The following is a 23274-nucleotide window of genomic DNA, read 5'->3' on the forward strand; positions in this document are numbered from 1 at the left end:
CTATGGAAACCCTCAAGAAATCCGCCGGGCGCTCGTCGGCCTCGACGATGCTCGACCCGGCCATCCTGGTGCCGGCGCTGGGGCAGTCGGCCTGCAAGCTCGACCCGCGCCAGATGGTCCGCAACCCCGTCATGTTCTGCGTGGAGGTGGTGGCCGCACTGACCACGCTGCTGCTGGTCCGCGATGTTGTAACCGGGGCGGGCAACACCGGCTTCGCGGTGCAGATCGTCGTCTGGCTGTGGTTTACCCTGCTGTTAGCAAACTTCGCGGAGGCGGTGGCAGAAGGGCGCGGCAAGGCCCAGGCGGCCAGCCTGCGCAAGACCAAGACGGAGACCAACGCCAAGCTGCTCAAGCAGGGAAGCGACGGCTGGCAGACCGTGCCGGCCACCCGACTGAAGACCGGCGACCTTGTGCTGGTGGAGGCCGGCGACCTGATCCCGTCGGACGGCGAGGTGGTGGAGGGCGTGGCCTCGGTCAACGAGGCGGCCATCACCGGCGAATCCGCCCCCGTGATCCGCGAGAGCGGCGGCGACCGGTCGGCCGTCACCGGGGGGACACAGGTGATTTCCGACTGGATCAAGGTGCGCATCACTGCGGCGCCGGGCTCCACCTTCCTCGACCGCATGATCGCGCTGGTGGAAGGCGCGCAGCGGCAGAAGACGCCGAACGAGATCGCGCTGAACATCCTGCTGGCCGGCATGACGATCATTTTCGTCATCGCGGTGGCGACGATTCCCAGCTTCGCGGCCTACGCCGGCGGGTCTGTCAGCGTGCTGGTGCTGGTGGCGCTGTTCGTGACGCTGATCCCGACGACCATCGGCGCGCTGCTGTCGGCCATCGGCATCGCCGGCATGGACCGTCTCGTGCGCTTCAACGTGCTGGCCATGTCCGGCCGCGCGGTGGAGGCGGCGGGCGATGTGGATACGCTGCTGCTCGACAAGACCGGCACCATCACGCTGGGCAACCGTCAGGCGTCGGAGTTCCTGCCCGTGTCCGGCGTGGCGGAGCGCGACCTCGCCGACGCGGCCCAACTCGCCTCGCTGGCCGACGAGACGCCGGAGGGCCGCTCCATCGTGGTGCTCGCCAAGGAGAAATACGGCATCCGCGGCCGGGAGATGGCCGAGCTGCACGCCCACTTCATCCCCTTTTCGGCGCAGACCCGCATCAGCGGCATCGACACCGACGGGATGGCGATCCGCAAGGGAGCCGTGGACGCCGTGCTGGCCCATGTGCAGGCGACTGGCCGGGCCACCGTGGCCAACCGCGGCGGCACCGTCGCGGCGATCCGCCCGAACGCGCTGGTCGAGGCGGCGGAGCGCGAGGTGCTGGCGATCGCGGAGCGCGTCGCCAAAGCCGGCGGCACACCGCTGGCCGTCGCGCGGGACGGGCGGCTGCTGGGCGTCATCCACCTGAAGGACATCGTCAAGGGCGGAATCCGCGAGCGATTCGCGGCCCTGCGCCAGATGGGAATCAAGACGGTGATGATCACCGGCGACAACCCAATGACCGCCGCCGCCATCGCGGCGGAGGCGGGGGTGGACGACTTCCTGGCCCAAGCGACGCCGGAGGCGAAGCTGCAGCTGATCCGCGACGAGCAGGCGAAGGGGAAGCTGGTCGCCATGTGCGGCGACGGCACCAACGACGCGCCCGCCCTGGCCCAGGCCGATGTCGGCGTGGCGATGAACACCGGCACAATGGCCGCGCGCGAAGCTGGAAACATGGTGGATCTGGACAGCGACCCGACCAAGCTGATCGAGATCGTGGAGATCGGCAAGCAGCTGCTGATGACCCGCGGCGCGCTGACCACCTTCTCTATCGCCAACGACGTGGCGAAGTACTTCGCCATCATCCCCGCCATGTTCCTGGCCTTCTACCCGCAGCTGGGTACGCTCAACGTGATGGGGCTGGCGAGCCCGGAAAGCGCCATCCTGTCGGCGATCATCTTCAACGCGCTGGTCATCGTCGCGCTGATCCCGCTGGCCCTGCGCGGCGTGCGCTACCGCCCGGTGGGGGCCGCCAGCCTGCTGCGCCGGAACCTGCTGGTCTACGGGCTGGGAGGCATCGTCATTCCCTTTGCCGGCATCAAGGCGATCGACCTGATCGTCAACGCCATCGGCCTCGTCTGAGAGACGGCCGGGAGGATACTGAACATGATCAAGCAATTGCGCCCCGCCCTGGTGATGATCGCCGCGCTGACGGTCATCACCGGGCTTGCTTACCCGCTGGCCGTCACCGGCATTGCGCAGGCCGTTTTCCCGCATCAGGCCAACGGCAGCCTGATCGAGCGGAACGGGACGGTGATCGGCTCGGAACCGATCGGGCAGGGCTTCACCGGCGAGGGCTATTTCCACGGCCGCCCGTCGGCCACCACGGGGAGCGACCCCGGCTACCCGGCCAAAACGGTGCCCCAGCCCTACAACGCCGCCAACTCCATGGGCTCCAACCTCGGCCCGACCTCCAAGGCGCTGGCCGAACGCGTGCAGGCCGACGCGGAGGCGCTGAAGGCGGAGAGTCCTGGCAAACCAGTGCCGGTCGAGCTGGTGACCACCTCCGCCAGCGGGCTCGACCCGCACATGTCCCCCGCCGCGGTCGACTTCCAGGTGCCGCGCGTCGCCAAGGCGCGGGGGTTGGCGGAGGAGGCGGTACGCCGGATCGTTGCGGAGCATGTCGAGACGCCGTTGCTGGGCGATCCGGTGGTCAACGTGCTGCGGCTGAACCTCGCCCTGGACGATGCGGCGGCGAAGCATTAGCTGAAGTGTCGCAACGCCTTAACCCCCACCCTAACCCTCCCCCGCCCAGCGGGGGTGGGAGGGACCCGCGAAGCGGGAGTGTGGGGGCAAAACTCCGACGAAGAAACCACACACTCCATGACCCCAGACCGCCCCACCCCCGCCCGTCCATCGCCTGAGGCGCTGCTGCGCCAGGCGGCGCGGGAGGAGCGTGGGCGGCTGAAGCTGTTCCTCGGCGCGGCCCCCGGCGTCGGCAAGACATACGAGATGCTGACGACCGCCCAGGCCAAGCGCCGGGATGGGGTCGACGTCGTGGTCGGCGTGGTCGAGACCCACGGCCGGAGGGACACCGAAGCGCTGCTCGCCGGGCTGGAGGTGATCCCGCGCCGCCACGTCGAGTACAAGGAGCGGCTTCTGGACGAGATGGATCTGGACGCCATCCTCGCCCGGCGGCCGCGGGTCGTGCTGGTGGACGAGCTGGCGCACTCCAACGCGCCCGGCAGCCGCCACGCCAAGCGTTACCTGGACGTGGAGGAATTGCTCGCCGCGGGGATCGACGTCTACACGACGCTGAACATCCAGCATGTGGAGAGCCTGAACGACGTCGTCGCCAAGATCACACGGGTCCGCGTGCGCGAGACGGTGCCGGATTCCATCGTCGACCGCGCCGACGACATCGAGGTCATCGACATCACGCCGGACGACCTGATCCAGCGCCTGAAGGAGGGGAAGGTCTATGTCCCGCGCACGGCGGAGCGTGCGATCCGGCATTACTTCTCCGCCGGCAACCTGACGGCGCTGCGCGAACTGGCGCTGCGGCTGACCGCGCAACGGGTCGACGATCAGCTGCTGACCCACATGCAGGCCCACGCCATCGCCGGCCCCTGGGCCGCCGGAGAGCGCCTGCTGGTTTGCGTCAACGAGCACCCAAACTGCGCGGCGGTCGTGCGCTACGCACGTCGCCAAGCGGAACGGCTGCGCGCCCACTGGACCGCCATCCACGTCGAGACGACCCACGCGCTGCGCCTGAACGAGGTGGAGCGCGACCGCATCGCCGATGCGCTGCGGCTGGTGGAGAAGCTGGGTGGTGAGGCAGTGACGGTGCCGGGCCGCGACGTCGCCGACACGGTGGTGGACTATGCCCGATCCAACAACGTCACGCACATCGTCATCGCCAAGTCGAGCCGGCCGCGTTGGGCCGAGCTTCTGCATGGGTCGGTCGCCTCCCACCTGATCCGCAGGGCGGGCGACATCAGCGTGCACGTCATCGCCGGCGATTCCGGCGGCCCGATTCCGCCAAAGACGGTGCGGACGGCACCGCGGCGCGCGCCGTCTTTCGAGTGGTGGCCGTTCCTCGCCAGCACTGGCTATGTCGCCGCGGCGCTGGTCGTTGGCAAGGTGTTGCAGCAGGTGCTGGACGTCAGCAACGTCGCGCTGGTCTTCCTGACCGCGGTGCTGACCAGCGCCGTCACCGGCGGGCTGCTGCCGTCGCTCTACGCCAGCCTGATCAGCGTGCTGGCCTTCAACTACTTCTTCCTGCCGCCGCTCTACACCTTCACGATCACCGAAGCGGAGAACATCGTCGCGCTGTTCTTCTTCGCCGTGGTCGCGCTGATCGCCAGCAACCTGACCGCCCGCGTCCGCGCCCAAGCGGTCGCCGCGCGCCGGCGCGCCAAGACGACGGAGGACCTGTACCAATTCAGCCGCAAGTTGGCTGGCGTCGTCACCATGGACGACCTGCTGTGGGCGACCGCCTACCAGATCGCGGCAATGCTGAAGGTGCATGTGGTCCTGCTGCTGCCGGACGGCGCCAGCGGCGTGGCCGGAAGCGTGGAGGTGCGCGCCGGCTACCCGCCCGAGGACATTTTGGAAGACGCCGACCTCGCCGCCGCGAAATGGGCGTGGGAGAACAACCGCCCGGCCGGGCGCGGCGCCGACACGCTGCCGGGGGCGAAGTGGCTGTTCCTGCCCATGCGCACGGGGCGTGGTGCGGTCGGTGTGACCGGCATCGACACCGGCCGTCCCGGCGCCCTTCTGACACCGGACGAGCGGCGGCTGCTGGACGCGCTGATCGACCAAGCGGCGCTGGCCATCGAGCGCGTGAACCTTGCGGAGGACGTCGACCGGGCGCGGCTGGCCGCGGAGACGGAGCGGCTGCGATCCGCGCTTCTCACCTCCATCTCGCACGACCTGCGCACGCCGCTGGCCTCCATCCTGGGGTCCGCGACCAGCCTGACCAGCTACGGACCGATGCTGGACGAGGAGTCGCGCCGCGATCTCGCGTCCACCATCCAGGAGGAGGCGGAACGGCTGAACCGCTTCATCGCCAACCTGCTGGACATGACGCGGCTGGAATCGGGAGCGATCCGTCCGCGCACCAGCCCGGTCGATCTGGCCGAAGTGGTGGGCAGCGCGCTGGAGCGGGCGGGGAAGATCCTGGCCGGCCACACGGTGGACGTGGATCTCGCCGCCGACCTGCCGATGCTGGACGTCGACTCCGTCCTGTTCGAACAGGTCCTGTTCAATCTGCTGGACAACGCGGCGAAATACGCGCCCGCTGGGTCACGGATCGAGGTTCGGGCTCATCGAGAAAATGGTGGGCGCGAGAATGGGCAGGTGCGCATCGAGGTGCTGGACGAGGGGGACGGGCTTCCAGGGGCGGACGTGGAGCGGATCTTCGACAAGTTCTACCGGGTTCACGCCCAGGACCGGCAGCGCGCGGGGACCGGCCTCGGCCTCGCCATCTGCCGCGGCTTCGTGGAGGCGATGGGGGGAACCATCGTCGCGGGCAATCGCACCGACCGCAGGGGTGCCGTCTTCACGCTGACCGTTCCCGCGGCGGCGGAGCTGGCGCGCATCGACGAGGAGGCCGCGGAATGAGGTCGGAAGCCATGCCGCTGCGCGTGCTCGTCGTGGATGACGAGCCGCCGATCCGCCGCTTCCTGCGCACCAGCCTGACCGCGCAGGGCTACGACGTCACGGAGGCCGAGGACGGCGCGAAGGCGCTGGAGGAGATGCGGCGCCGGACGCCGGACCTGCTGGTTCTCGACCTTGGCCTGCCGGTCATCGACGGCCTGGAGGTGATCCGCCGCCTGCGCAGCGACGGCGTGACGGCGCCGATCATCGTGCTGTCCAGCCGGGTGGACGAGGCCGGCAAGGTGGAGGCGCTGGACCTCGGCGCCGACGACTATGTGACCAAGCCCTTCGGTATGGACGAACTGCTGGCGCGCATCCGCACGGCCATGCGCCACCGGCTGCAGCAGCAGGGCGAGCGGCCCCTGTTCCGAAGCGGCGACCTGACGGTCGACCTGGTCCGCCGGATCGTGACCGTGCGGGGGAACGAGGTGAAGCTGTCGCCGCGGGAGTACGACCTGCTGCGGCTGCTGGTCGCGCACGTCGGCAAGGTGCTGACCCACCGCTTCATCCTGAAGGAGGTCTGGGGTGGCGAGACCGACGTGCAGTATCTGCGCATCTACATCCGCCAGCTGCGCCAGAAGATCGAACCGGACCCGGAACGTCCCTGGCACATCATGACCGAAACCGGGGTCGGCTACCGCCTGCGGGCTCCCGAATGACCCTTGGCCGGAACGATCCGGTGCCGGAATGATTCGAAACCGGAATGGAGTCGTGAAAAGGGCCGCCCCGTCGCGGAGCGGCCCATCTCCGACGGCCCATTTCCGGTGGCCGGCGCCGGTCAGTGGAGCCTTTCGTAATCGATCTGCTCCTTCACGTAGAGCTTTTCCAGCTTAAGACGCTTCAGGGCCATGTCGTCAGGTCTCGGGCGGGCATACTCGGCATGAAGCTGGGCTTCAAGGTCAGCATGCCGCTGACGCAGGGAGGCGACCGCCTCCGTCTCCGATGTCTCCATGGAAGCACCTCTGGTCTGGATATCCAGCGGGCCTGGTAAGGCCCATTCTAGAGGTAGGTCCATCCGCGCGCGAGTCCACCGGCAGCTTCGCCGTGGGGCGCTTAATCCAGGTTAACGCGTGTCTGCGGCTTTGGCGCGATACCCGGTGCGGGACATCCGCCATCACCAAGAAACGGGAGGACCCCATGGCTGAAGCGAACGCAACGGAAAAGCCCAAGCAGGGCATGACGTCCAAACCGGAGGAGGGACGCCGGGACGTCTCCTCCTCGGGTGCCTCCACGGGCGCCGCTGCCCGCGCGATGGCCGAGCGCAACCGGCATCCCTTCTTCGCCCTGCGTGACGAGTTCGATCGTCTGTTCGACGAGGCGTCGTCCATGTTCCGGCTGCCGTGGAACCGGCGCTCCCCCTTCGATCTCGAACCGCTGCTCCGCCCCGACCTGGAGCGCGTGGCCTTCGCACCCCCGGCCGAGGTCGAGGAACGCGAGGGCGAATACCGGGTGACCATGGAGATGCCCGGCATGGACGAGCAGTCGGTCGAGGTCAGCGTGCGGGACAACGTCCTGTCGATCCGGGCCGAGAAGCACGAGGAAACAGAGGAGAAGGGCGCCAACCGCCACTTCTCCGAACGGCGCTATGGCGTGTGCGCGCGCTCCTTCCGGCTGCCCGCCGACGTGGACCAGGACCGCATCGGCGCCACGATGAAGAACGGTCTTCTGACGGTCACCCTGCCGAAGGCCGAGATGAACCGGAGGTCGGGGAAGAAGATCGAGATCGGCAAGGCGTAAGGGGGAACGCCCGGCCGATCGTCCGCCGCGGCGGAATCCACGCGCCGCCGCGGCCGACGCTCGCCACCTCCGTAAAGTTCATCGTTCGGCTCCCAAAGGGCAATCCTCTCCCGAATAGGCGTGCATTCGGGGCTGGTCGGGCCTTCGGTGCGGATTACATGCCCACCAAACAGGGAGGAGCCGATGCAGCGTTTCGAACGGGAACATGGTCGGGAGTTCGAGGGCTACACGAGTTTGGCGGTGGGCTTGCACTGGATCATCGTCCTGCTGCTGGTCGTGCAATACGCGATCGGCTGGACGATGCCGGGAATCCACCGCGACACGCAGCCGGAAACGCTGATCAACCTGCATCTGTCGTTCGGCGCCGTGATCCTGGCCTTGCTCGTCCTGCGGCTGGTCTGGCGGATCACCCACCCCGTACCACCGCCGCCCGCCGGCCTGCCCGGGTGGCAGAACGCCGCGTCGTCGGCCATCCATTGGTTGCTCTATCTGCTGCTGATCCTCGTGCCCCTGCTCGGCTGGATGAACGCGTCGGCCCGAGGCTGGTCGATCACCCTGTTCCAGACCATCCCGCTGTTCGGGCTGGTGGAGAAAGGGTCGTCCCTCGGCCGGTCGTCGGGGGACGTCCATGTGGTGCTGAGCTACGCGCTGCTGGCCGTGGCGGGGCTGCACATCCTGGCGGCGCTCTACCACCGCTTCGTGCTGCGGGACGAGGTGTTGAGCCGCATGCTGCCCGGGGCGTGAGGGCGCTCAGTCGCCGTCGGGTTCGGCACCCTCGGCCAGGAGTGTGGTGGTGATGGGACCGGGCGTGCCGGAGCCGATGGCGCGGCCATCGACGGCGAGAAGAGGGCGCAGCCCAAGGCTGTTGGTCAGAAAGGCTTCGTCGGCGGCGAAGAGATGGTCTCGCGTTACGGGCTGCTCTTCCGCAGCATAGCGTTCCAGGATCAGGCCGCGCCGGATGCCGGGCAAGGCGCCTTCGGACGGCGGCGGGGTCAGCAGGCGGCCTTCCCGCACGACGAACAGGTTGGCGACGCTGGATTCCGCCAGCCGGCCGGCGGTGTTGAGCAGCAAGGCCTCTCCGGCCCCACGCTTGGCGGCTTCCTGCCGGGCAATGATGGCGTCGAGGTAATTCAGCGTCTTCAGGCGCGACAGCGGAGAATGCTCGTTGCGCCGGGTGCTGCGCGCGATCACGGCCTCCACGGGGCCGGCCACCGGTCCGGCGGGGGCCAGTGTGATGAGCACGGTCGGCTTTGGATCGGCCGGAGGCGGGACGCCGCGGGCTCCGGTGCCGCGCGTCAGGGTCAGCCGCAGCACGCCCTCGGCCAGCCCCTGCGCGGCGATCAGCGCGGCCATGGCAGCGGACAACGCGTCGGCGGGGTAGGGCAGCGGCAGGTCGAGAAGATCGGCGCTGGCCGCGAGCCGGGCAAGATGCCGGTCCAGATAACGAGGCTGGCCGCCGGCGACGCGGATCGTCTCGAACAATCCGTCGCCCAGCGTGAAGCCGCGGTCCGTCGGGTCGATGCGGGCCTCTTCCGCGGCGATCAGGCGTCCGTTCAGCCACAGTGTCATGGCACATCCTCCAGCGCGCGCAGCAGCGGGCGCACTTTCACCAGCATTTCCTCATGCTCCGCTGCCGGATCGGAATCGGCGACGATCCCGCCGCCGGCCTGGGCGACGATGCGGTCGGGCGTCAGCGAGAGCGTGCGGATGACGATGCTGCTGTCCATCGTCCCGTCGAATCCAATCCAGGCGACCGACCCGCAATAGGCGCCGCGCCGGGCGGGCTCCAACTCGTCGATGATCTCCATGGCGCGGATTTTCGGGGCTCCGGTGATCGATCCGCCCGGACAGGCGGCCCGCAGCAAATCCACCGGTCCCAGCCCGGCGCGCAGGCGGGCGGTCACCACCGAGACGAGATGGTGGACCGTGGCGAAGCTCTCCAGCCCGTACAGGGTCGGGACGCGGACGCTGCCGACCTCAGCGACGCGGCCCAAGTCGTTGCGCAGAAGGTCGGTGATCATCAGGTTCTCCGCCCGGTCCTTCACGCTGGCCGCCAGTTCAGCGGCGGCTGCCGCGTCCAGCGCTGGGTCGGCGTGGCGGGGACGCGTGCCCTTGATCGGGCGCGTTTCGACCGCGCTGCCCTGCGACAGGCGGATGAAGCGCTCCGGCGAGGCGCTGGCGATGCTGAGGCGCGGGCCGCAGTTCAGGAAGGCGGCGAAGGGCGCCGGGCTGAGCGCGCGCAGTCGCTCGTACAGGGCATAGTCATTGAGACCAGGGGGCCGGTCGGCGAGGAAGCGTTGTGTGAAATTCGCCTGATAGATGTCGCCGGCCCGGACGTAGTCCAGCACGCGCCCGACCCGGTCCCGATAGTCTGCGCGCGACAGTTCGGACCGCCACGAGGAGCGCGCAAGCGGGCTGGGCGGAGGCGGGGCGCGGTCCAGCCAAGCGGCCAGGGCGCGGGCGCGGCCTGCAGCCTCGGGGCGCGCGGCGATCACCCAGGCGCGGCGCTCCGCATGGTCGAAGGCGGCGACGACGTCGTAGAGGCCGAAGGCCATCTCCGGCTCGCCACCGGGGTTTCCGTGCCGGGAGCGCAGTCCGTCCAGCCGCAACCCGGCCTCGTAGCCGATGAAGCCGACGGCGCCGCCGGTGAAGGGGACCAGCCCCGGCTTGCCGGGTGCCCTGTGGAGTGCGAGTTCGGCGGCCAAGGCGGCGAAAGCGTCGCCTCCCGTGGGGGCGCCGTCCACGAACAGCTGGCCGTCGACGGACTCCAGCGTTCGGAAGGGTTCGGCGACAATACAGCTAAAGCGGCCATGCGCCGGGTGATGCGCCGCGCTGTCCAGCAGCATGGCCCAGGGCTGCCCGGCCAGCGCGCGGAAGGCGGCGGCCGGTTCCCCGCAGGAAAGCGGAATGGCGAGCATGGCGGAGGTGGATTACATCTGCACCGTGGCGCCGCCGTCCACCACCAGCACATGGCCGTTCACGTAGGACGCCGCGGATGCGGCGAGGAAGACGGCGGCCCCGGCGATCTCCTCCGGCCGGCCCCAGCGGCGCAGCGGCGTGCGGTTCTCGAAATAGGCCGCCTCCGCCGGGTCGCCGGCGATTCCCGCGTTGGTCTCCGTGGCGAAGAATCCGGGAGCGATGGCGTTGCTGGTCAGCCCCTGCGGGCCGTATTCGACGGCGAGCGCACGCACCATGCCGGTCAGCCCGGCCTTGGCGGCGCTGTAGACCGCGTCGTTTGCCTTGGCGACATGCCCACCGGCGATTGAGGTGACGGTGATCAGCCGCCCGGCCCTGCGGGGCAGCATCAGCCGTGCTGCCTCCCGCGCCAGGATCAGCGCCGACGACAGGTCGACGTCGAGCAGCGCGCCGATCTCCGCGTCGGTGAAGTCGGCCAACGGCTTGCGGTTGCGCTGGCCGACATTCTGCACCAGCACGTCCAACCCGCCGTAATCGCCGGCGATGCGGGCAAAGGCGTCGCGCACCGCCACCCGGTCGGCGACGTCGAAGGCCAGAACGGACGCCTTGCAACCGCTCGCCCGGATGTCCGCGGCGCGGGCCTCCAGCCGCTCTGCATCGCGGCCGTTCAGCAGGACATGGGCGCCGGCGCCGCTGAGCGCGCGGGCGATCTCCAGCCCCAAACCCCGTCCGGAGCCGGTCACCAGGGCGACCTTGCCCTCCAGCGAGAAGGCGGACAGATAGGGCAGGGACGAGCCGGTCATGGTCACCGTGAAATGTCGGGTGCGGACGGAGGGGCCATACATACATGCATCGGCGGCCTTCGCAAACCAGCCTCGCCGCGAAACAGCGTGGCGGGCACCACGCGCGTGGGTCATAGAACCATCCTCCGGATGCTCTCGATGGTTTTGCCAAGTGGTTTTGATGGTGCAACGGAACCAGCCTGTGTCAGACTGTCGCGGTGGAGAGGCATCGAGGGGCGTCCGAATGGAGAGCCGTCGCAATCAGCCGCAGAGACACATCGTTCTCGCCTCGCATCCCGGTGGTGCCAAGCCGCGCTACACGCCGGTCCATTGGGGGGCGGCCACGGCCGCGGAACGTGGGCCGGTGGTGGCCTCGCTGTCCGACCCGGCCCACCGCAACTCCATCGGCGCCCACGCCGGCAGCTACGCCGTCTACCGCGCGCTGGCCGTTGCCGCCGGGCAGCTCAGCGCCTACCATGTGCCGGACCTGACCAACACCTCGCCGGCCGAGGCGATCGGCCCGCACCCGCAGTGGTTCGACCCGGACAAGATCGTCTCCATGGACCCGTTCGGCCACTTGGTCAGCGAGCTGTTCGGCGACCATCTGGAACGCGGCGTGGACGTACGCCCGACCGTCGCCGTCACCAAGGCCCGTATCAAGATGCCCGAACTGGTGGACGCCATGAGGGCCGGCCGGCTGTCGGCCGACGGGTCGATCCTGCTGGAGAGCGGCGACGCGAAGGTCACCAAGGTCGCCATCGAGCCGGTGTGGTTCCTGCCCGGCATCGCCAAGCGTTTCGACATCGCGGAGAGCGCGTTGCGCCGTGGCCTGTTCGAACACACCGGCGGCATGTTCCCGGAGCTGGTGACGCGGCCCGACCTGAAGGTCTTCCTGCCGCCGATCAATGGGCACACCATCTACATCTTCGGCGATATCGCCGCCATCACCGACCCGGCGCGCAAGGTCGCCTGCCGCGTCCACGACGAGTGCAACGGGTCCGATGTGTTCGGGTCGGACATTTGCACCTGCCGCCCCTACCTGACCCATGGCATCGAGGAGTGCATCCGCACCGCGCAGGAGAATGGCGTCGGGCTGGTCATCTACAACCGTAAGGAAGGCCGTGCGCTGGGCGAGGTGACCAAGTTCCTGGTCTACAACGCGCGCAAGCGGCAGCCCGGCGGCGACCGCGCAGACGCCTATTTCGAGCGGACGGAGTGCGTGGCCGGCGTGCAGGACATGCGTTTCCAGGAACTGATGCCGGACATCTTCCACTGGCTGGGCGTCACCCGCATCGACCGCATGGTCTCGATGAGCAACATGAAATCGGACGCGATCCGCCGCGCCGGGATCGAGATCGTGGAGCAGATCCCGATCCCCGACGAGCTGATCCCCGACGACGCCAAGGTGGAGATGGACGCCAAGAAGGCCGCCGGCTACTTCACGCCCACCGTCCCGACGGCGGAGGAACTGGCGACCGCCAAGGGCCGGGGGCTGAAGGAGTGAGCGCCGACAAGGGTGTCGACAAAAGTAAGGACAGCGCGACGTGGCTCCTGTCCACCGAGGCGGTGCGTGACCGCGCCCACGCCCTGCTCGCCGAGGCGGAGCGCGGAAAGCTTGCCCATTTCGAGTTGAAGCCGAAGCGGCTGGCGGACGCCGCCGACCTCGTGGCGCAGGTCACGCGGGACGCCTATCCGGACCTCGCCGTGCCCTATCACAGCCGCTGGCGGCATTTCGTCGTGCTGGGGGCGGACCGCTGGGCCGCGCTCGCCGCCAAGCTCGCCGCCGATCGTGACGAGATGGCGCGCATCCGTTTCGACCTCGCCGTTACCAGCGTGCTGCTGGACGCCGGGGCGGGGGAGCGCTGGCGCTACCTGGATTCCGGCGGGACGGTGCTGGCGCGGTCGGAGGGGCTGGCCATCGCCAGCTTCGACCTGTTCCGCTCCGGCGCCTTTTCTGACGATCCCGCCCGTCCACTGCGGGCGGACACCATGGCGCTGGCGCGGCTCGGCGTCGACACGCTGGCCCGCGGCTTCCAGGCGACGGAGGACAACCCGCTGGTTGGGCTGGAGGGACGGGCGGCGCTGCTGCGCCGGCTGGGCGCCGCGTTGGCCTCCGCCCCCGCCCTGTTCGGCCATCCCGGCCGCGTCGGCAACCTTTACGACGTGCTGAAGGGGCAAGCCGAAGGGGGCAGGCTGCCGGCCACCGCGATCCTCGACGCAGTGCTGCGCGGGCTCGGGCCGATCTGGCCGGGGCGGATCGAACTGGAGAGCGTGAACCTCGGCGATGTCTGGCGCCACTCCGCGGTCGGTCTCGTGCCCTTTCACAAGCTGTCGCAGTGGCTGAGCTATTCCCTGGTGGAGCCGCTGGAGGAAGCGGGCATCCGCGTCACGGGGCTGGACCGGCTGACCGGCCTCCCGGAATACCGCAACGGCGGCCTTCTGGTGGACACCGGCGTGCTCGTGCCGAAGGACAAGCGCATCCTGGAGGAGCCGCTGGAGGTTGGGGACGAGGCGGTGGTGGAATGGCGGGCGCTGACCGTAGCCCTGCTGGACCGCATCGCGGACGCGGTGCGCGACCGGCTGGGCGTCCCGGCGGAGGACTTCCCGCTCGCCAAGGTTCTGCAAGGCGGCACCTGGACGGCCGGGCGCTTGATCGCCCGCCGCCTGCGGCCCGACGGCAGTCCGCCCATCCGCATCCGCAGCGACGGCACGGTGTTTTGACGACGCATATTCCGGTTCGGACCGGCCTTGAGGATTTGGCCTTCAGGAAAGGACCCGCATGACCATTCCGACGCTCACGCTCATCGACCACCCGCTGGTCCAGCACAAGCTGACCTTGCTGCGGCGGCGGGAGACGCCGACCGCCCGGTTTCACGAGGTGATGCGCGAGTTGGCGCAGCTGATGGGCTATGAGCTGACGCGCGACCTGCCGGTCGAGGAGCGTCCGGTCGAGACCCCGCTGACCACCTTCGACGCGCCGCTGCTGACCGGCAAGAAGCTCTGCCTAGTCGCCATCATGCGGGCCGGGCAAGGGCTGCTGGACGGCATGCGCACGCTGTTGCCCTCCGCCCGCATCGGTCACATCGGCCTGTACCGCGACCAGGAGACGCTGTCCCCCGTCGAGTATTTCTTCAAGGTTCCGGAGGACATCGAGGAACGGCTGGTCATCCTGGTCGATCCCATCCTCGCCACCGGCCGCACCGCCGCGGCGGCGGTGCACCGGCTGAAGGACGCCGGGGCCGCCTCCATCAAGCTGGCCGTGCTGGTCGCAGCGCCTGAAGGCCTGCGCGCCTTCCACGACGAGCACCCGGACGTGTCGGTCTTTGCTGCGGCGGTGGATGAGAAGCTCGACGCCAACGGCTACATCCTGCCCGGTATCGGCGACGCCGGCGACCGCCTTTACGGAACGCGGTAGCGGGCGGCGGCAGCGGCGGCGGTCGCCGGCGGGATCGGGAGCAGAGGCCCATCGTCACAGCGGAGTTGCCGGGCCACGGCGTGCAAGGTGCCGTGGTGCAGGCGGCAGAGCACGCCGCTGGCGTCGCGGTGGTACAGGCGGACGAAATGCACCGCCGGGCTCCCCGGCTCGACGTGGACTTCGACCTCCACCAGCATGCTGCAGAAGGTGCAGGCCGTCAGCGGGTCGGTGGAGTCGAACGCGATGCCCGTCTCCAGGCAGCGGCGGGCGAAGGATTCGAGCAGGACCGACGCGCTGTCGGTCTCCTCAAGGCTGCGCAGCACGCGCACCACCTCGTGCGTGTGGGAGAACCCCGTCAGCAGCAAGCCGGCAGCGGAGTTCCTGTCGTGGACGACCAGCTTCATCATGACGCGCGCGCCAGCATCGTCACGGCGGCGTTGAAGGCCGGGACGCCCGGAATGGCGTTCCGGCTCCAGACCCGCTGGCGGATGCGCATCTGGGTCCGGCAGTCGGCCGAACAATAGAGCGGCGCCGGACCGCGGCGCGAGGTCCGTGTGAACGGCCGGGCGCAGCACGCGCAATGGAGACGATGACCGTTTTTTGAAGACATGTGCATGGACGTTGTCGTGGCCTATTTTCCAATTGGCCGCACTATACGGATGCACTGTTACAGTTTTAGGCGCGGTGACGGGGTAACCCTTTAGAATCTGTCGCGCTGCTTGGCCATCCTTTGCCCGCCCGCCCGGTCATTCGGTGTAGGCAGGGGCCTGGTACTTTCGGCCGGGGATGGTGAACAGCCCGGCCGTCAGGCTGCGGGCCATGTGGTTGGCCTTGGCGACCGCCTGTTCGGCGTGGACCGGCGGCAAAACGGCGTCCGCCGCGTCCTTGAACAGGGCGAGCCAGCGCGTGAAGGATTCCGGCGTCAGGTCCAGGTCGACGTGCGCCATGAAGGGGTTGCCCTTGTAGCTTTTGGTGTAGCTTTTGGAGCCGAGCAGGGCGGAGGCCCAGAAGCGCTCGATGACCTCGAAATGTTCATCCCAGTCGGTCACGCCGACGAAGCTGGGGCCGAGGACCGGATCCGCGCGGGCGGCGTCGTAGAAGCGGCGAACCAGCGTGGCGATGGTTTCCGGCGTCAGATCCGGGGATCCGGCGGTGCTGTCGGGCATGCGGGCGCTCCTTCGTGTGCGGGGTATCCTACGCCGCCCCGCCCGGGGGGACCCCGCGGCAAATAGCCCGCGGCAAAGTGTTGCTGCCCTTTCCGCCCTCTTCCATGGAATCGCGAAAAGTAATTATTTATTATAGCCAAATGCGTAGAACCTGAGTCGTAGCCTGGGGCGTGCGCATGCGTTCCCGGACCATCGATTGGATCGAACCCATGCTGAAGTCGTTGATTGCCGCCGTTTCCCTGGTCGGAGCCGTGCTGGCGGGCACGGTGTCGGCGTGGTCCCAGGCCCAATCCCCGTCCGCGGACGGAACGCCGCTTCGCATCGGCATCGCGCCCCACACCAGCGCCCGCGTCATCATTGAACAGTACCAGCCGGTCCGCCTTGCGGTGGAAAAGGCGATGGCGCAGCCGGCGGAGATCGTCACCGCCCCCGATTTCACCGCCTTCGCCCGCCGCGCGCTGGACCAGGAGTATGACATCGCCGTCACCACCGGGCATCAGGCGCAACTGCTGCGCCAGGACGCCGGCTACAAGCCGCTGCTGACCTACAAGGCCGACTTCAAGTCGGTGGTCGTCGCGGCCATCGGGTCCGCCTATACAGACGCCGCCTCGCTGCGCGGCAACACAGTGCTGGGGCTGAACCCGTCGTCGCTGGTGACGCTGTGGGGGCAGCACTGGCTGAAGGACAGCAAGGTCGATGCCCAGGTCCGCTACGTCAGCGCTGCGGACAGCGTCGCCCAGATCGTCCTGGCGGGCGATGCGGCAGCCGGCTTCATGTCGCTGGCGAACCTGCAGAAGCTGGCGCCCGACGTCCAGGCGAAGCTGAAGGTCATCGCCGAAAGCCAACCCATGGCCGGCCGGGTCTATCTGGTGAACGCCCGTCTGGCCGATCGCTGGCCGGCGCTGCACGACGCGCTGATGGCGTTCGCGGAAACCGCGGAGGGCAAGACCTATTTCGACACCAACGCGCTGGGCGGCTATCGCGACATCGGCGGTGAGGAACTGGCGGCCATGGAGCCGCTGGCCGACGAGGTGCGCCAAGTCCTGAAAGCTGCGAAATGAGCGGCGGGTGGGTCCGCGAAGTGAACGGCGGGCGGGTCCGCCCTTGGCACACACTGCGCGGGCGGATGCTGCTTGCCGCGGTGTTCGTCGAGGCGCTGATGCTGACGCTGCTGGTCGCCAACAGCGTCCGCCTTCTGTACGGCAGCCTCGCCGAGCAGGCGCAGCTGCACGCCAACCAGGTGTCGCCGGTGCTGAACGCGGCGTTGGTGGCACCTCTGGCGCAGCGCGATTACGCGACGCTTCAGGCCGTGCTTGACGAAAGCCGGTCGGTCGGCGGGGTGGAGTATCTGGCCGTCCAGGACAGCACGGGCAAGCTGGTCGCCATCAGCGGCTGGCCGCGGGAGCGCGCTCTGCCGCCTCCCGACGACGCCTTCAGCCTGGCGGAGAAGGACACCGGCGCCCGCTTCGATGTCCGCGCGCCGATCGCGCTGGCCGGGCAGAGGTTGGGGAGCGTGCAGTTCGGCCTCGACCTCGGCCACATCGTTGCGGCGCGAAAGCTTCTAGTGACGCAAGGCGTCGCCATCGCTGCGGTCGAGGTGCTTCTGTCCACTGGACTGCTCACGCTGATCGGCTTCTTCCTGACGCGCCACCTGACCGCCCTGACCCGGTGCAGCGAGGAGGTAGCGCGCGGCAATTACGCCCCGCACGCGCTGGCGGAAGGCGACGACGACATCGGCCGCCTTGGTGCCGCCTTCAACGCCATGTCCCGCGCCATCAAGGAACGGGTGGACGAACTGACGCAGGCGCTCGACACCCGGGAGAAGTTGGCCCACGACGTGGAGCAGGAACGGGCGCGCCTGTCCGCCCTGCTCGCGGCGATGGACATCGGCATCCTGTTCGCCGGCAGCGACCGTCGGATCGCCTACGCCAACCCCGCCTTCTGCCGCCTGTTCGACATCGACCCGGAGGTGTGCGGCACCCTGGTCGGTGCCGGGCTGGACGATGTCATGGCGACCTCCCGCAACGCATCCGCCACCGCCGCGCTCGCCGGCGTGGAGGAGGACGAGGTGCGGGAAATGGGGCTGGAGGACGGCCGCATCGTCTCCTGGCACAATGTTCCGGTGCGCAGCGTCGGCGGGGCGCCGATCGGCAAGCTTTGGATCTGCATCGACGTCACCGAACCGCGGCTCGCCTCCCAGCAGCTGCTCCAGGCGAAGGAGGCGGCGGAGGCGGCCAGCCGCGCCAAGACGGAATTCCTGGCGACCATCAGCCACGAGCTGCGCACCCCGATGAACGGCGTGCTCGGCAACCTGGCGCTGCTCGCCGACAGCGACCTCGCCAGCGAGGAGCAGAGGCTGGCCATGGTGGCCCGCCAGTCGGCGGAAAGCCTACTGCGGCTTCTGGACGACATCCTTGACCTGTCGAAGCTGGAGGCCCGCCGGTTCGAACTGGAGGAGGCGGACTGCGCACTCGCCGACGTCGTGGAAACCGTGCTTGAGGTCATGCGTCCCCGCGCCTTCGAGAAGGGGCTGGTGCTGACGTCGCACATGCTGCCGACCGTGCCGGACGTGGTGGTGACCGACCCGGCGCGGCTGCGGCAGATTCTGTTCAACCTCGTCGGCAACGCCGTCAAGTTCACCCACGCCGGGCACGTCGCCGTGCGGGCACGGCGCGGGCGCGACATCGACGATGATCACTTCCTGCTGGAATTCGAGGTGGAGGACACGGGCATCGGTATCGCCGCCGACGCCGTGCCGATGCTGTTCGAGCGGTTCACCCAAGCGGACAGTTCCATCACCCGCCGCTATGGCGGGACCGGCCTTGGCCTCGCCATCTGCCAGGAGCTGTGCCGGGCGCTCGGCGGCGCGATCGAGGTGGACACCGCGCCTGGTCGCGGCAGCGTCTTCCGCTTCTCCGTCGCAACGCGGGTCGGCGACCCCGAGGCGTTGCTGAAGAACCGGAGTCCGCTGCACCATCCCGACGCCGTGGTTCCGGCGGGCCTGCGCATCCTGGCCGTGGACGACAACCAGATCAACCGCGACATCGTGCGCGGAATCCTGGAGCGGTCCGGCCACAAGGTCACGCTGGCGGAGGACGGCAGCGAGGCCGTGCGCTTGGCCGGCGCGCAGGAGTTCGACCTCATCCTGATGGACATCCAGATGCCGGACATGGACGGCCTGACGGCGACGCGGCTGGTCCGCCGGATGAAGGGGCCGATCCGGCGGGTCCCGGTCATCGCGCTGACCGCCCACGCGTCCGGCAGTTCGCGGCCGGAATGCCTGGACGCGGGCATGAACGGCTTCGTGCCCAAGCCCCTGCGCCCGGGCGAACTGTTCCGCGAAATGGCGACGGTTCTCGGCGCGCCTGCTGCCAAACCGGAAGGGGCCAATCCGGACGGTTCGGCCGAACCGCCCGTGGAGGTCGCTCCGGAAGAACTGATCGACGTGGAACAGGTTCAGGTGCTGGTCGACGCGCTGGGCGCGGACGGCTGGCAGGAAACGCTCGGCGCCTTCTCCGACAGCGCGCGGGAGCACATCCGGCAGATCGGGGAAAGCTTGGCGGCTGGGCAGGAGCACCACCGCGTCGCCCACACGCTGAAAGGGCTGTCCTGGAACGTCGGGGCGAAGCGCCTGGGCGACCAAGCGCTTGCGCTGGAGCGGGCCGGGGCGGACGATGCGCGCGCCTTGGCCGCGGAACTGGATGGCATCCTGGGCGAGACGCTGGGCGCCTTCGAGACCGTGTGACCGGCGTAGGAGGCTTATCCGGCGACCAGGACGGCCAGCACCTCCGACACCAGGACGGCCGGCTTGATCGGCTTGCGCACGACGCGGCAGACGCCCAGCCGGTCGAAGGCGGCCATGCTCAGCTCCTGTGGCACGCGCTCGTCGATGCCGGACAGGACGATGACCTTCAGCGTCGGGCGGAGGCTGCGGGCGGCCTGGATGACCTCGAACCCGTCATGCTCCGGCATGATGATGTCGGTGACCAGGAGATCGAACTCCTTGAAGGTCAGCTCCTCGATAGCCGCTGGCGCACTGGCGCAGGCGGTCACCGTATGCTCGTCCTTTTCCAGGATTTTCGTGACGATGTTCCGGGAGACCGGATCGTCGTCGACCACAAGAATGTTCGCCATCGTTCCCCACAGGTCCTTCTGTCGGCGGCCGCGCGCCTGGAGAGACTTGGCGGCCAGTGTGTCGATTCTGCGCTTCTGCTGAAAGTGGAGGATTATGTCCTTTCGCTCCACTTTTTCGCTCAAGCAGCGAATTGCCTTCAATTATCCTGACTTTAGCGCTGCTTTGTCTGCATCACAAGGCGATGCCGCGTGACGTCGAACGAACAGGCCCGCCTTGCGGCGGAGGTCCGTTGACAGGCGGGTTTCCGCAAGTAAACTGGAAAAGCCTTAAGAAAAAGGCAGCCGGCTGCCCATGGCGGGGGCCGGCCGATTGGTCATATCGCTTGCATGAGGATGTGACATGAGCACCGCGCTCACGTTGTCCACGCCGTCCCTGGCCGTGCCGTTGGCCGGCGAGTCCCTGTCCCGTTACATCAACCAGGTCCACCAGTTCCCCGTGCTCGGCGCGGAGGAAGAGTATGTGCTGGCCACCGCCTGGCGGAAGCACGGCGACGTCGAGGCCGCCCGCAAGCTCGTCACCAGCCATCTGCGCCTGGTCGTGAAGATCGCCACCGGCTTCCGGGGCTACGGGCTGCCGATCATGGACCTGATCGGCGAGGGGAACCTTGGCCTGATGACCGCCGTCCGCAAGTTCGAGCCGGATCGCGGGTTCCGCCTGTCCACCTATGCGATGTGGTGGATCAAGGCCTCCATCCAGGAATACATCCTGCGCTCCTGGAGCTTGGTGAAGCTCGGCACCACCGCCGCGCAGAAGAAGCTGTTCTTCGGCCTGTCCCGTCTGAAGCGCAAGCTGGGCGAGTTCGGCAGCGGCGACCTGAAGCCGGAAAGCGTCAGCCGCATCGCGCAGGAGTTGGAGGTTCCCGAGCAGGACGTGGTGGAGGTCAACCGCCGCTTCGTCCAACCGGTCTCGTCCCTCAACGTCCCCCTGACGGAGGATGGCGTTGCGGAGGTTCAGGACCTGTTGCCCGACGACCGTCCCACCATCGAGGACAGTCTGGTGGAACGGGGCGAGGCGGAGCTTCGCCGCTCCCTGCTGAACGAGGCGCTGTGCGAACTGAACGAGCGCGAACGCACCATCCTGGTGGAACGCCGCCTCAGCCCGCAGCCGAAGACGCTGGAAGACCTCGCTGTGGTCTATGGCGTCAGCCGGGAGCGCATCCGGCAGATCGAGGAGCGGGCCTTCCAGAAGGTGGCCCAGCGCGTCCGCGCCCTGGCGCTGGCGGCCTGATGCCCAAAGCTTCGGTTCAGCCCGTCCGCCATTCCGGCGGCGGGTTGTCCCGCGCGAAGCGGATCAGCGCCTGCAACACCGCCGGCACGTGCCGGCGGCTGGGGTAGTAAAGGAATGGGCCGGGGAAGTGGACGCTCCAGCCCTCCAGAACCTCGACCAGCCGCCCGGATTCCAGCGCCTCGCGCAGGAATCCTTCGAAGCCGTAGACCCAGCCCAACTCGTCCTCGGCCGCACGGACGGCAAGTTCGGTGCTGTTGACGACCAGCGCCCCCTCCGGATCGAGGACGACCGTCTCGCCGCGACCGTTGTCGAACTCCCAGGGCGACAGCGCGCCGCTGGGGAAGCGGTGGCGGATGCAGGGGCGCGACAGCAGGTCGGCCGGCCGCTCCGGACGGCCGTGCCGGGCGATGTGCTCCGGCGACGCGGCGACGGCGTAGCGCTGCTCCCTGGGGCCGAACGGCACGGCGATGACGTCCTTCGCGAGGCTTTCCCCATAGCGGATGCCCGCGTCGAAGCCGGAGGCGAAGACGTCCACGAAGGCGTTGTCCTCCACGATCTCCAGTCGGACGCCGGGATGGGCCAGCAGGAAGGGTGCCGCGATCGGCGCCAGGACCAACTTGCCCGCGGCGGCCGGAACGTTGAGCCGCAGCGTGCCGGTGGGGGTGTCGCGGAAGTCGTTCACCGCGTCCAGCGCGTCGGCGAGTTCGGCGAGCGCAGGCGTCAGCCGGTCGAGCAGGCGCTGCCCCGCCTCCGTGGGCGTGACGCTGCGGGTCGTCCGGTTCAGCAGCCTGACGCCCAACCGTTCCTCCAGCCCGCGGATCGCATCGCTGAGCGAAGAGGGGGACACGCCGCGCTCCCGCGCGGCGCGGCGGAAATTGCGGTGCCGCGCCACCGCGGCGAAGGCATCGAGATCGGAGAGGTCGGGGCCGCGCATTGTTCGCCTGCTCGGACAAGCCATTCGTGAATGGACGGATTATCGCACGATCCGATCCACGCCATCATCCCTTTCGTCAGGCCGGCCGGGCGCCGGCCCTCACGAAGCAAGCGGAGGGGATCATGACGGGTACGGACAACAGACTCGGGCAGCGCCGGCTGGGAACGGGCGGGCCGGAGGTGTCGGCCCTGGGGTTGGGCTGCATGGGCATGTCGGACTTCTACGGGCCGGCCGACCGTTCGGAGAGCATCGCGACGATCCACGAAGCGCTGGACGCCGGCATTACTCTGCTGGACACCGGCGACTTCTACGGCATGGGCCACAACGAGATGCTGATCGCCGAGGCGCTGAAGGATCGCCCGCGCGACACGGTCGTGCTCAGCGTGAAGTTCGGGGCACAGCGCGATCCGGCCGGCAACTGGCTGGGTTACGACGCGCGCCCGGCGGCGGTGAAGACGGCGCTCGCCTACACGCTGAAACGGCTGGGCACCGATTATGTCGACGTCTACCGGCCGTCGCGGCTCGACCCGGCTGTTCCGATCGAGGAGACGATCGGGGCCATCGCCGACATGGTGAAGGCCGGCTACGTGCGCCACATCGGGTTGTCGGAGCTGGGCGCCGCCAATATCCGCCGCGCTGCCGCCGTCCACCCGATCAGCGACCTTCAGATCGAATATTCGTTGCTGTCGCGTGGGATCGAGGCGGATATCCTGCCGACCTGCCGGGAGCTTGGCATTGGCATCACCGCCTACGGCGTGCTGTCGCGCGGCCTGATCAGCGGCCGCTGGTCGAAGGAGCGTGGTGCCGCCAAGGATTTCCGCGCCGCCAGCCCGCGCTTCCAGGGGGAGAACCTAGAGCACAACCTGGCTCTGGTCGACGCCTTGCGCGGGGGCGCCGACCGGCTTGGCGGGTCCGTCGCGACGGTCGCCATCGCCTGGGTCCTGTCGCGTGGACCGGACATCGTCCCGCTGGTCGGCGCGCGCCGCCGCGAGCAGTTGGTGGACGCCCGACGTGCCGCGACGCTGGATCTGTCGGCCGACGACCTCGCGGCGATCGAGGCGGCGATTCCAAAGGGTGCGGCGGCCGGAGAACGCTACCCGTCGGCGCAGCTGCATCACCTCGACAGCGAGCGCGGGGCGTGACCAGCCGCGTCCGATGGGCGGGCCGTGACAAAGGAGAACCGACGGGTTGATCCTCTCCCGCTGGTCGTCTATACCGAAGCGGCTACGACTTTGGCTCGGCTCGACCGTGCCGAGGTCTTGGCCCGCCGGCTCCGGTCGCGCATTTGCGAACAACGGCGGGGCATTGCGCGGGATG

General features: G+C 68.8%; 22 protein-coding genes. 14 read left to right on the forward strand and 8 right to left on the reverse strand.

The features are described 5' to 3' along the window. Positions 1–2: 2 nt before the first annotated feature. The 4 genes from kdpB (at position 3) to M2351_RS39120 (ending at position 6304) form a co-directional block, all read left to right on the forward strand. Positions 3–2126: a potassium-transporting ATPase subunit KdpB gene (gene kdpB, locus M2351_RS39105; RefSeq protein WP_264661362.1), complete on the forward strand. Its 2124-nt coding sequence runs from the start codon at positions 3–5 to the stop codon at positions 2124–2126. A 24-nt stretch (positions 2127–2150) separates the two neighbouring features. Next, positions 2151–2750, forward strand: coding sequence for a potassium-transporting ATPase subunit KdpC (gene kdpC / locus M2351_RS39110; protein ID WP_264661363.1), 600 nt, complete (start codon positions 2151–2153; stop codon positions 2748–2750). Positions 2751–2867: 117 nt separating this feature from the next. Next, positions 2868–5609: a sensor histidine kinase gene (locus tag M2351_RS39115; protein WP_264661364.1), complete on the forward strand. Its 2742-nt coding sequence runs from the start codon at positions 2868–2870 to the stop codon at positions 5607–5609. Further along, on the forward strand, positions 5606–6304 hold the full coding sequence (locus M2351_RS39120) for a response regulator transcription factor (RefSeq protein ID WP_319801971.1): 699 nt from the start codon (positions 5606–5608) through the stop codon (positions 6302–6304). Before M2351_RS39115 ends, M2351_RS39120 begins: the two co-directional genes overlap by 4 nt. Before the next feature lie 119 nt (positions 6305–6423). Here M2351_RS39120 and M2351_RS39125 read toward each other — a convergent pair whose 3' ends face one another. Then, the gene (locus M2351_RS39125; RefSeq protein WP_264661365.1) at positions 6424–6597 is read right to left on the reverse strand and encodes a YdcH family protein; all 174 of its coding nucleotides are present in this window, start codon (positions 6595–6597) and stop codon (positions 6424–6426) included. Between the two features lie 185 nt (positions 6598–6782). On the opposite strand from M2351_RS39125, the gene M2351_RS39130 reads away from it, so the two are divergent. Then, the gene (locus tag M2351_RS39130) at positions 6783–7382 is read left to right on the forward strand and encodes an Hsp20/alpha crystallin family protein (RefSeq protein WP_264661366.1); all 600 of its coding nucleotides are present in this window, start codon (positions 6783–6785) and stop codon (positions 7380–7382) included. Positions 7383–7565: 183 nt separating this feature from the next. After that, positions 7566–8126: a cytochrome b gene (locus tag M2351_RS39135; RefSeq protein ID WP_264661367.1), complete on the forward strand. Its 561-nt coding sequence runs from the start codon at positions 7566–7568 to the stop codon at positions 8124–8126. 6 nt (positions 8127–8132) lie between these two features. Here the strand turns inward: M2351_RS39135 and M2351_RS39140 are convergent, their stop codons facing one another. Genes M2351_RS39140 through M2351_RS39150 form a run of 3 tightly spaced genes read right to left on the reverse strand, consistent with a single transcriptional unit; the run spans position 8133 to position 11101 of the window. Next, positions 8133–8951 carry an aminotransferase class IV gene (locus M2351_RS39140; RefSeq protein WP_264661368.1) on the reverse strand — a complete coding sequence of 273 codons (819 nt, stop codon included), beginning with the start codon at positions 8949–8951 and terminating at the stop codon, positions 8133–8135. Beyond that, positions 8948–10300, reverse strand: a complete 1353-nt coding sequence (gene pabB / locus M2351_RS39145) for an aminodeoxychorismate synthase component I (RefSeq protein WP_264661369.1) — start codon at positions 10298–10300, stop codon at positions 8948–8950. The genes M2351_RS39140 and pabB overlap by 4 nt, the downstream gene beginning before the upstream one ends. A gap of 12 nt (positions 10301–10312) precedes the next feature. Continuing rightward, positions 10313–11101, reverse strand: a complete 789-nt coding sequence (locus M2351_RS39150) for an SDR family oxidoreductase (RefSeq protein WP_264661370.1) — start codon at positions 11099–11101, stop codon at positions 10313–10315. Between the two features lie 223 nt (positions 11102–11324). On the opposite strand from M2351_RS39150, the gene M2351_RS39155 reads away from it, so the two are divergent. From M2351_RS39155 to upp, 3 genes are read left to right on the forward strand one after another with little or no spacing between them, the layout of a single operon-like run. Further along, positions 11325–12584, forward strand: coding sequence for a GTP cyclohydrolase II (locus M2351_RS39155; RefSeq protein WP_264661371.1), 1260 nt, complete (start codon positions 11325–11327; stop codon positions 12582–12584). Beyond that, complete coding sequence (locus tag M2351_RS39160; protein WP_264661372.1) at positions 12581–13801, forward strand: URC4/urg3 family protein; 1221 nt, start codon at positions 12581–12583, stop codon at positions 13799–13801. The genes M2351_RS39155 and M2351_RS39160 overlap by 4 nt, the downstream gene beginning before the upstream one ends. A 58-nt stretch (positions 13802–13859) precedes the next feature. Further along, positions 13860–14495, forward strand: coding sequence for a uracil phosphoribosyltransferase (gene upp / locus M2351_RS39165; protein WP_264661373.1), 636 nt, complete (start codon positions 13860–13862; stop codon positions 14493–14495). Here the strand turns inward: upp and M2351_RS39170 are convergent. Then, entirely contained in the window at positions 14480–14902 is a 423-nt protein-coding gene (locus tag M2351_RS39170; RefSeq protein WP_264661374.1) for a hypothetical protein, read from the reverse strand. The two genes, upp and M2351_RS39170, sit on opposite strands and share 16 nt — an antisense overlap. Between M2351_RS39170 and M2351_RS39175 the strand changes: the two genes are divergently transcribed. After that, positions 14882–15019, forward strand: coding sequence for a hypothetical protein (locus M2351_RS39175; RefSeq protein ID WP_264661375.1), 138 nt, complete (start codon positions 14882–14884; stop codon positions 15017–15019). The genes M2351_RS39170 and M2351_RS39175 overlap by 21 nt on opposite strands. A gap of 222 nt (positions 15020–15241) precedes the next feature. Here M2351_RS39175 and M2351_RS39180 read toward each other — a convergent pair whose 3' ends face one another. After that, on the reverse strand, positions 15242–15661 hold the full coding sequence (locus M2351_RS39180) for a group III truncated hemoglobin (RefSeq protein WP_264661376.1): 420 nt from the start codon (positions 15659–15661) through the stop codon (positions 15242–15244). Between the two features lie 209 nt (positions 15662–15870). On the opposite strand from M2351_RS39180, the gene M2351_RS39185 reads away from it, so the two are divergent. Continuing rightward, entirely contained in the window at positions 15871–16722 is an 852-nt protein-coding gene (locus tag M2351_RS39185) for a phosphate/phosphite/phosphonate ABC transporter substrate-binding protein (protein ID WP_264661377.1), read from the forward strand. Continuing rightward, entirely contained in the window at positions 16719–19406 is a 2688-nt protein-coding gene (locus tag M2351_RS39190) for a hybrid sensor histidine kinase/response regulator (protein ID WP_264661378.1), read from the forward strand. Before M2351_RS39185 ends, M2351_RS39190 begins: the two co-directional genes overlap by 4 nt. A gap of 14 nt (positions 19407–19420) precedes the next feature. On the opposite strand, the gene M2351_RS39195 is transcribed toward M2351_RS39190, so the two are convergent. Then, positions 19421–19795 (reverse strand): response regulator, encoded by a 375-nt coding sequence (locus M2351_RS39195; protein ID WP_264661379.1) that lies wholly within the window; start codon positions 19793–19795, stop codon positions 19421–19423. A gap of 340 nt (positions 19796–20135) precedes the next feature. Here M2351_RS39195 and rpoH point away from each other — a divergent pair, with 340 nt between their 5' ends. Continuing rightward, entirely contained in the window at positions 20136–21023 is an 888-nt protein-coding gene (gene rpoH / locus M2351_RS39200) for an RNA polymerase sigma factor RpoH (RefSeq protein WP_264661380.1), read from the forward strand. A gap of 16 nt (positions 21024–21039) precedes the next feature. Here the strand turns inward: rpoH and M2351_RS39205 are convergent, their stop codons facing one another. Beyond that, positions 21040–21957 carry a LysR family transcriptional regulator gene (locus tag M2351_RS39205; protein WP_264661381.1) on the reverse strand — a complete coding sequence of 306 codons (918 nt, stop codon included), beginning with the start codon at positions 21955–21957 and terminating at the stop codon, positions 21040–21042. A gap of 122 nt (positions 21958–22079) precedes the next feature. On the opposite strand from M2351_RS39205, the gene M2351_RS39210 reads away from it, so the two are divergent. Next, positions 22080–23099 (forward strand): aldo/keto reductase, encoded by a 1020-nt coding sequence (locus M2351_RS39210; RefSeq protein ID WP_264661382.1) that lies wholly within the window; start codon positions 22080–22082, stop codon positions 23097–23099. The last annotated feature ends 175 nt before the right edge of the window (positions 23100–23274 follow it).

Source organism: Azospirillum canadense (assembly GCF_025961225.1).
GTDB lineage: Bacteria > Pseudomonadota > Alphaproteobacteria > Azospirillales > Azospirillaceae > Azospirillum > Azospirillum canadense.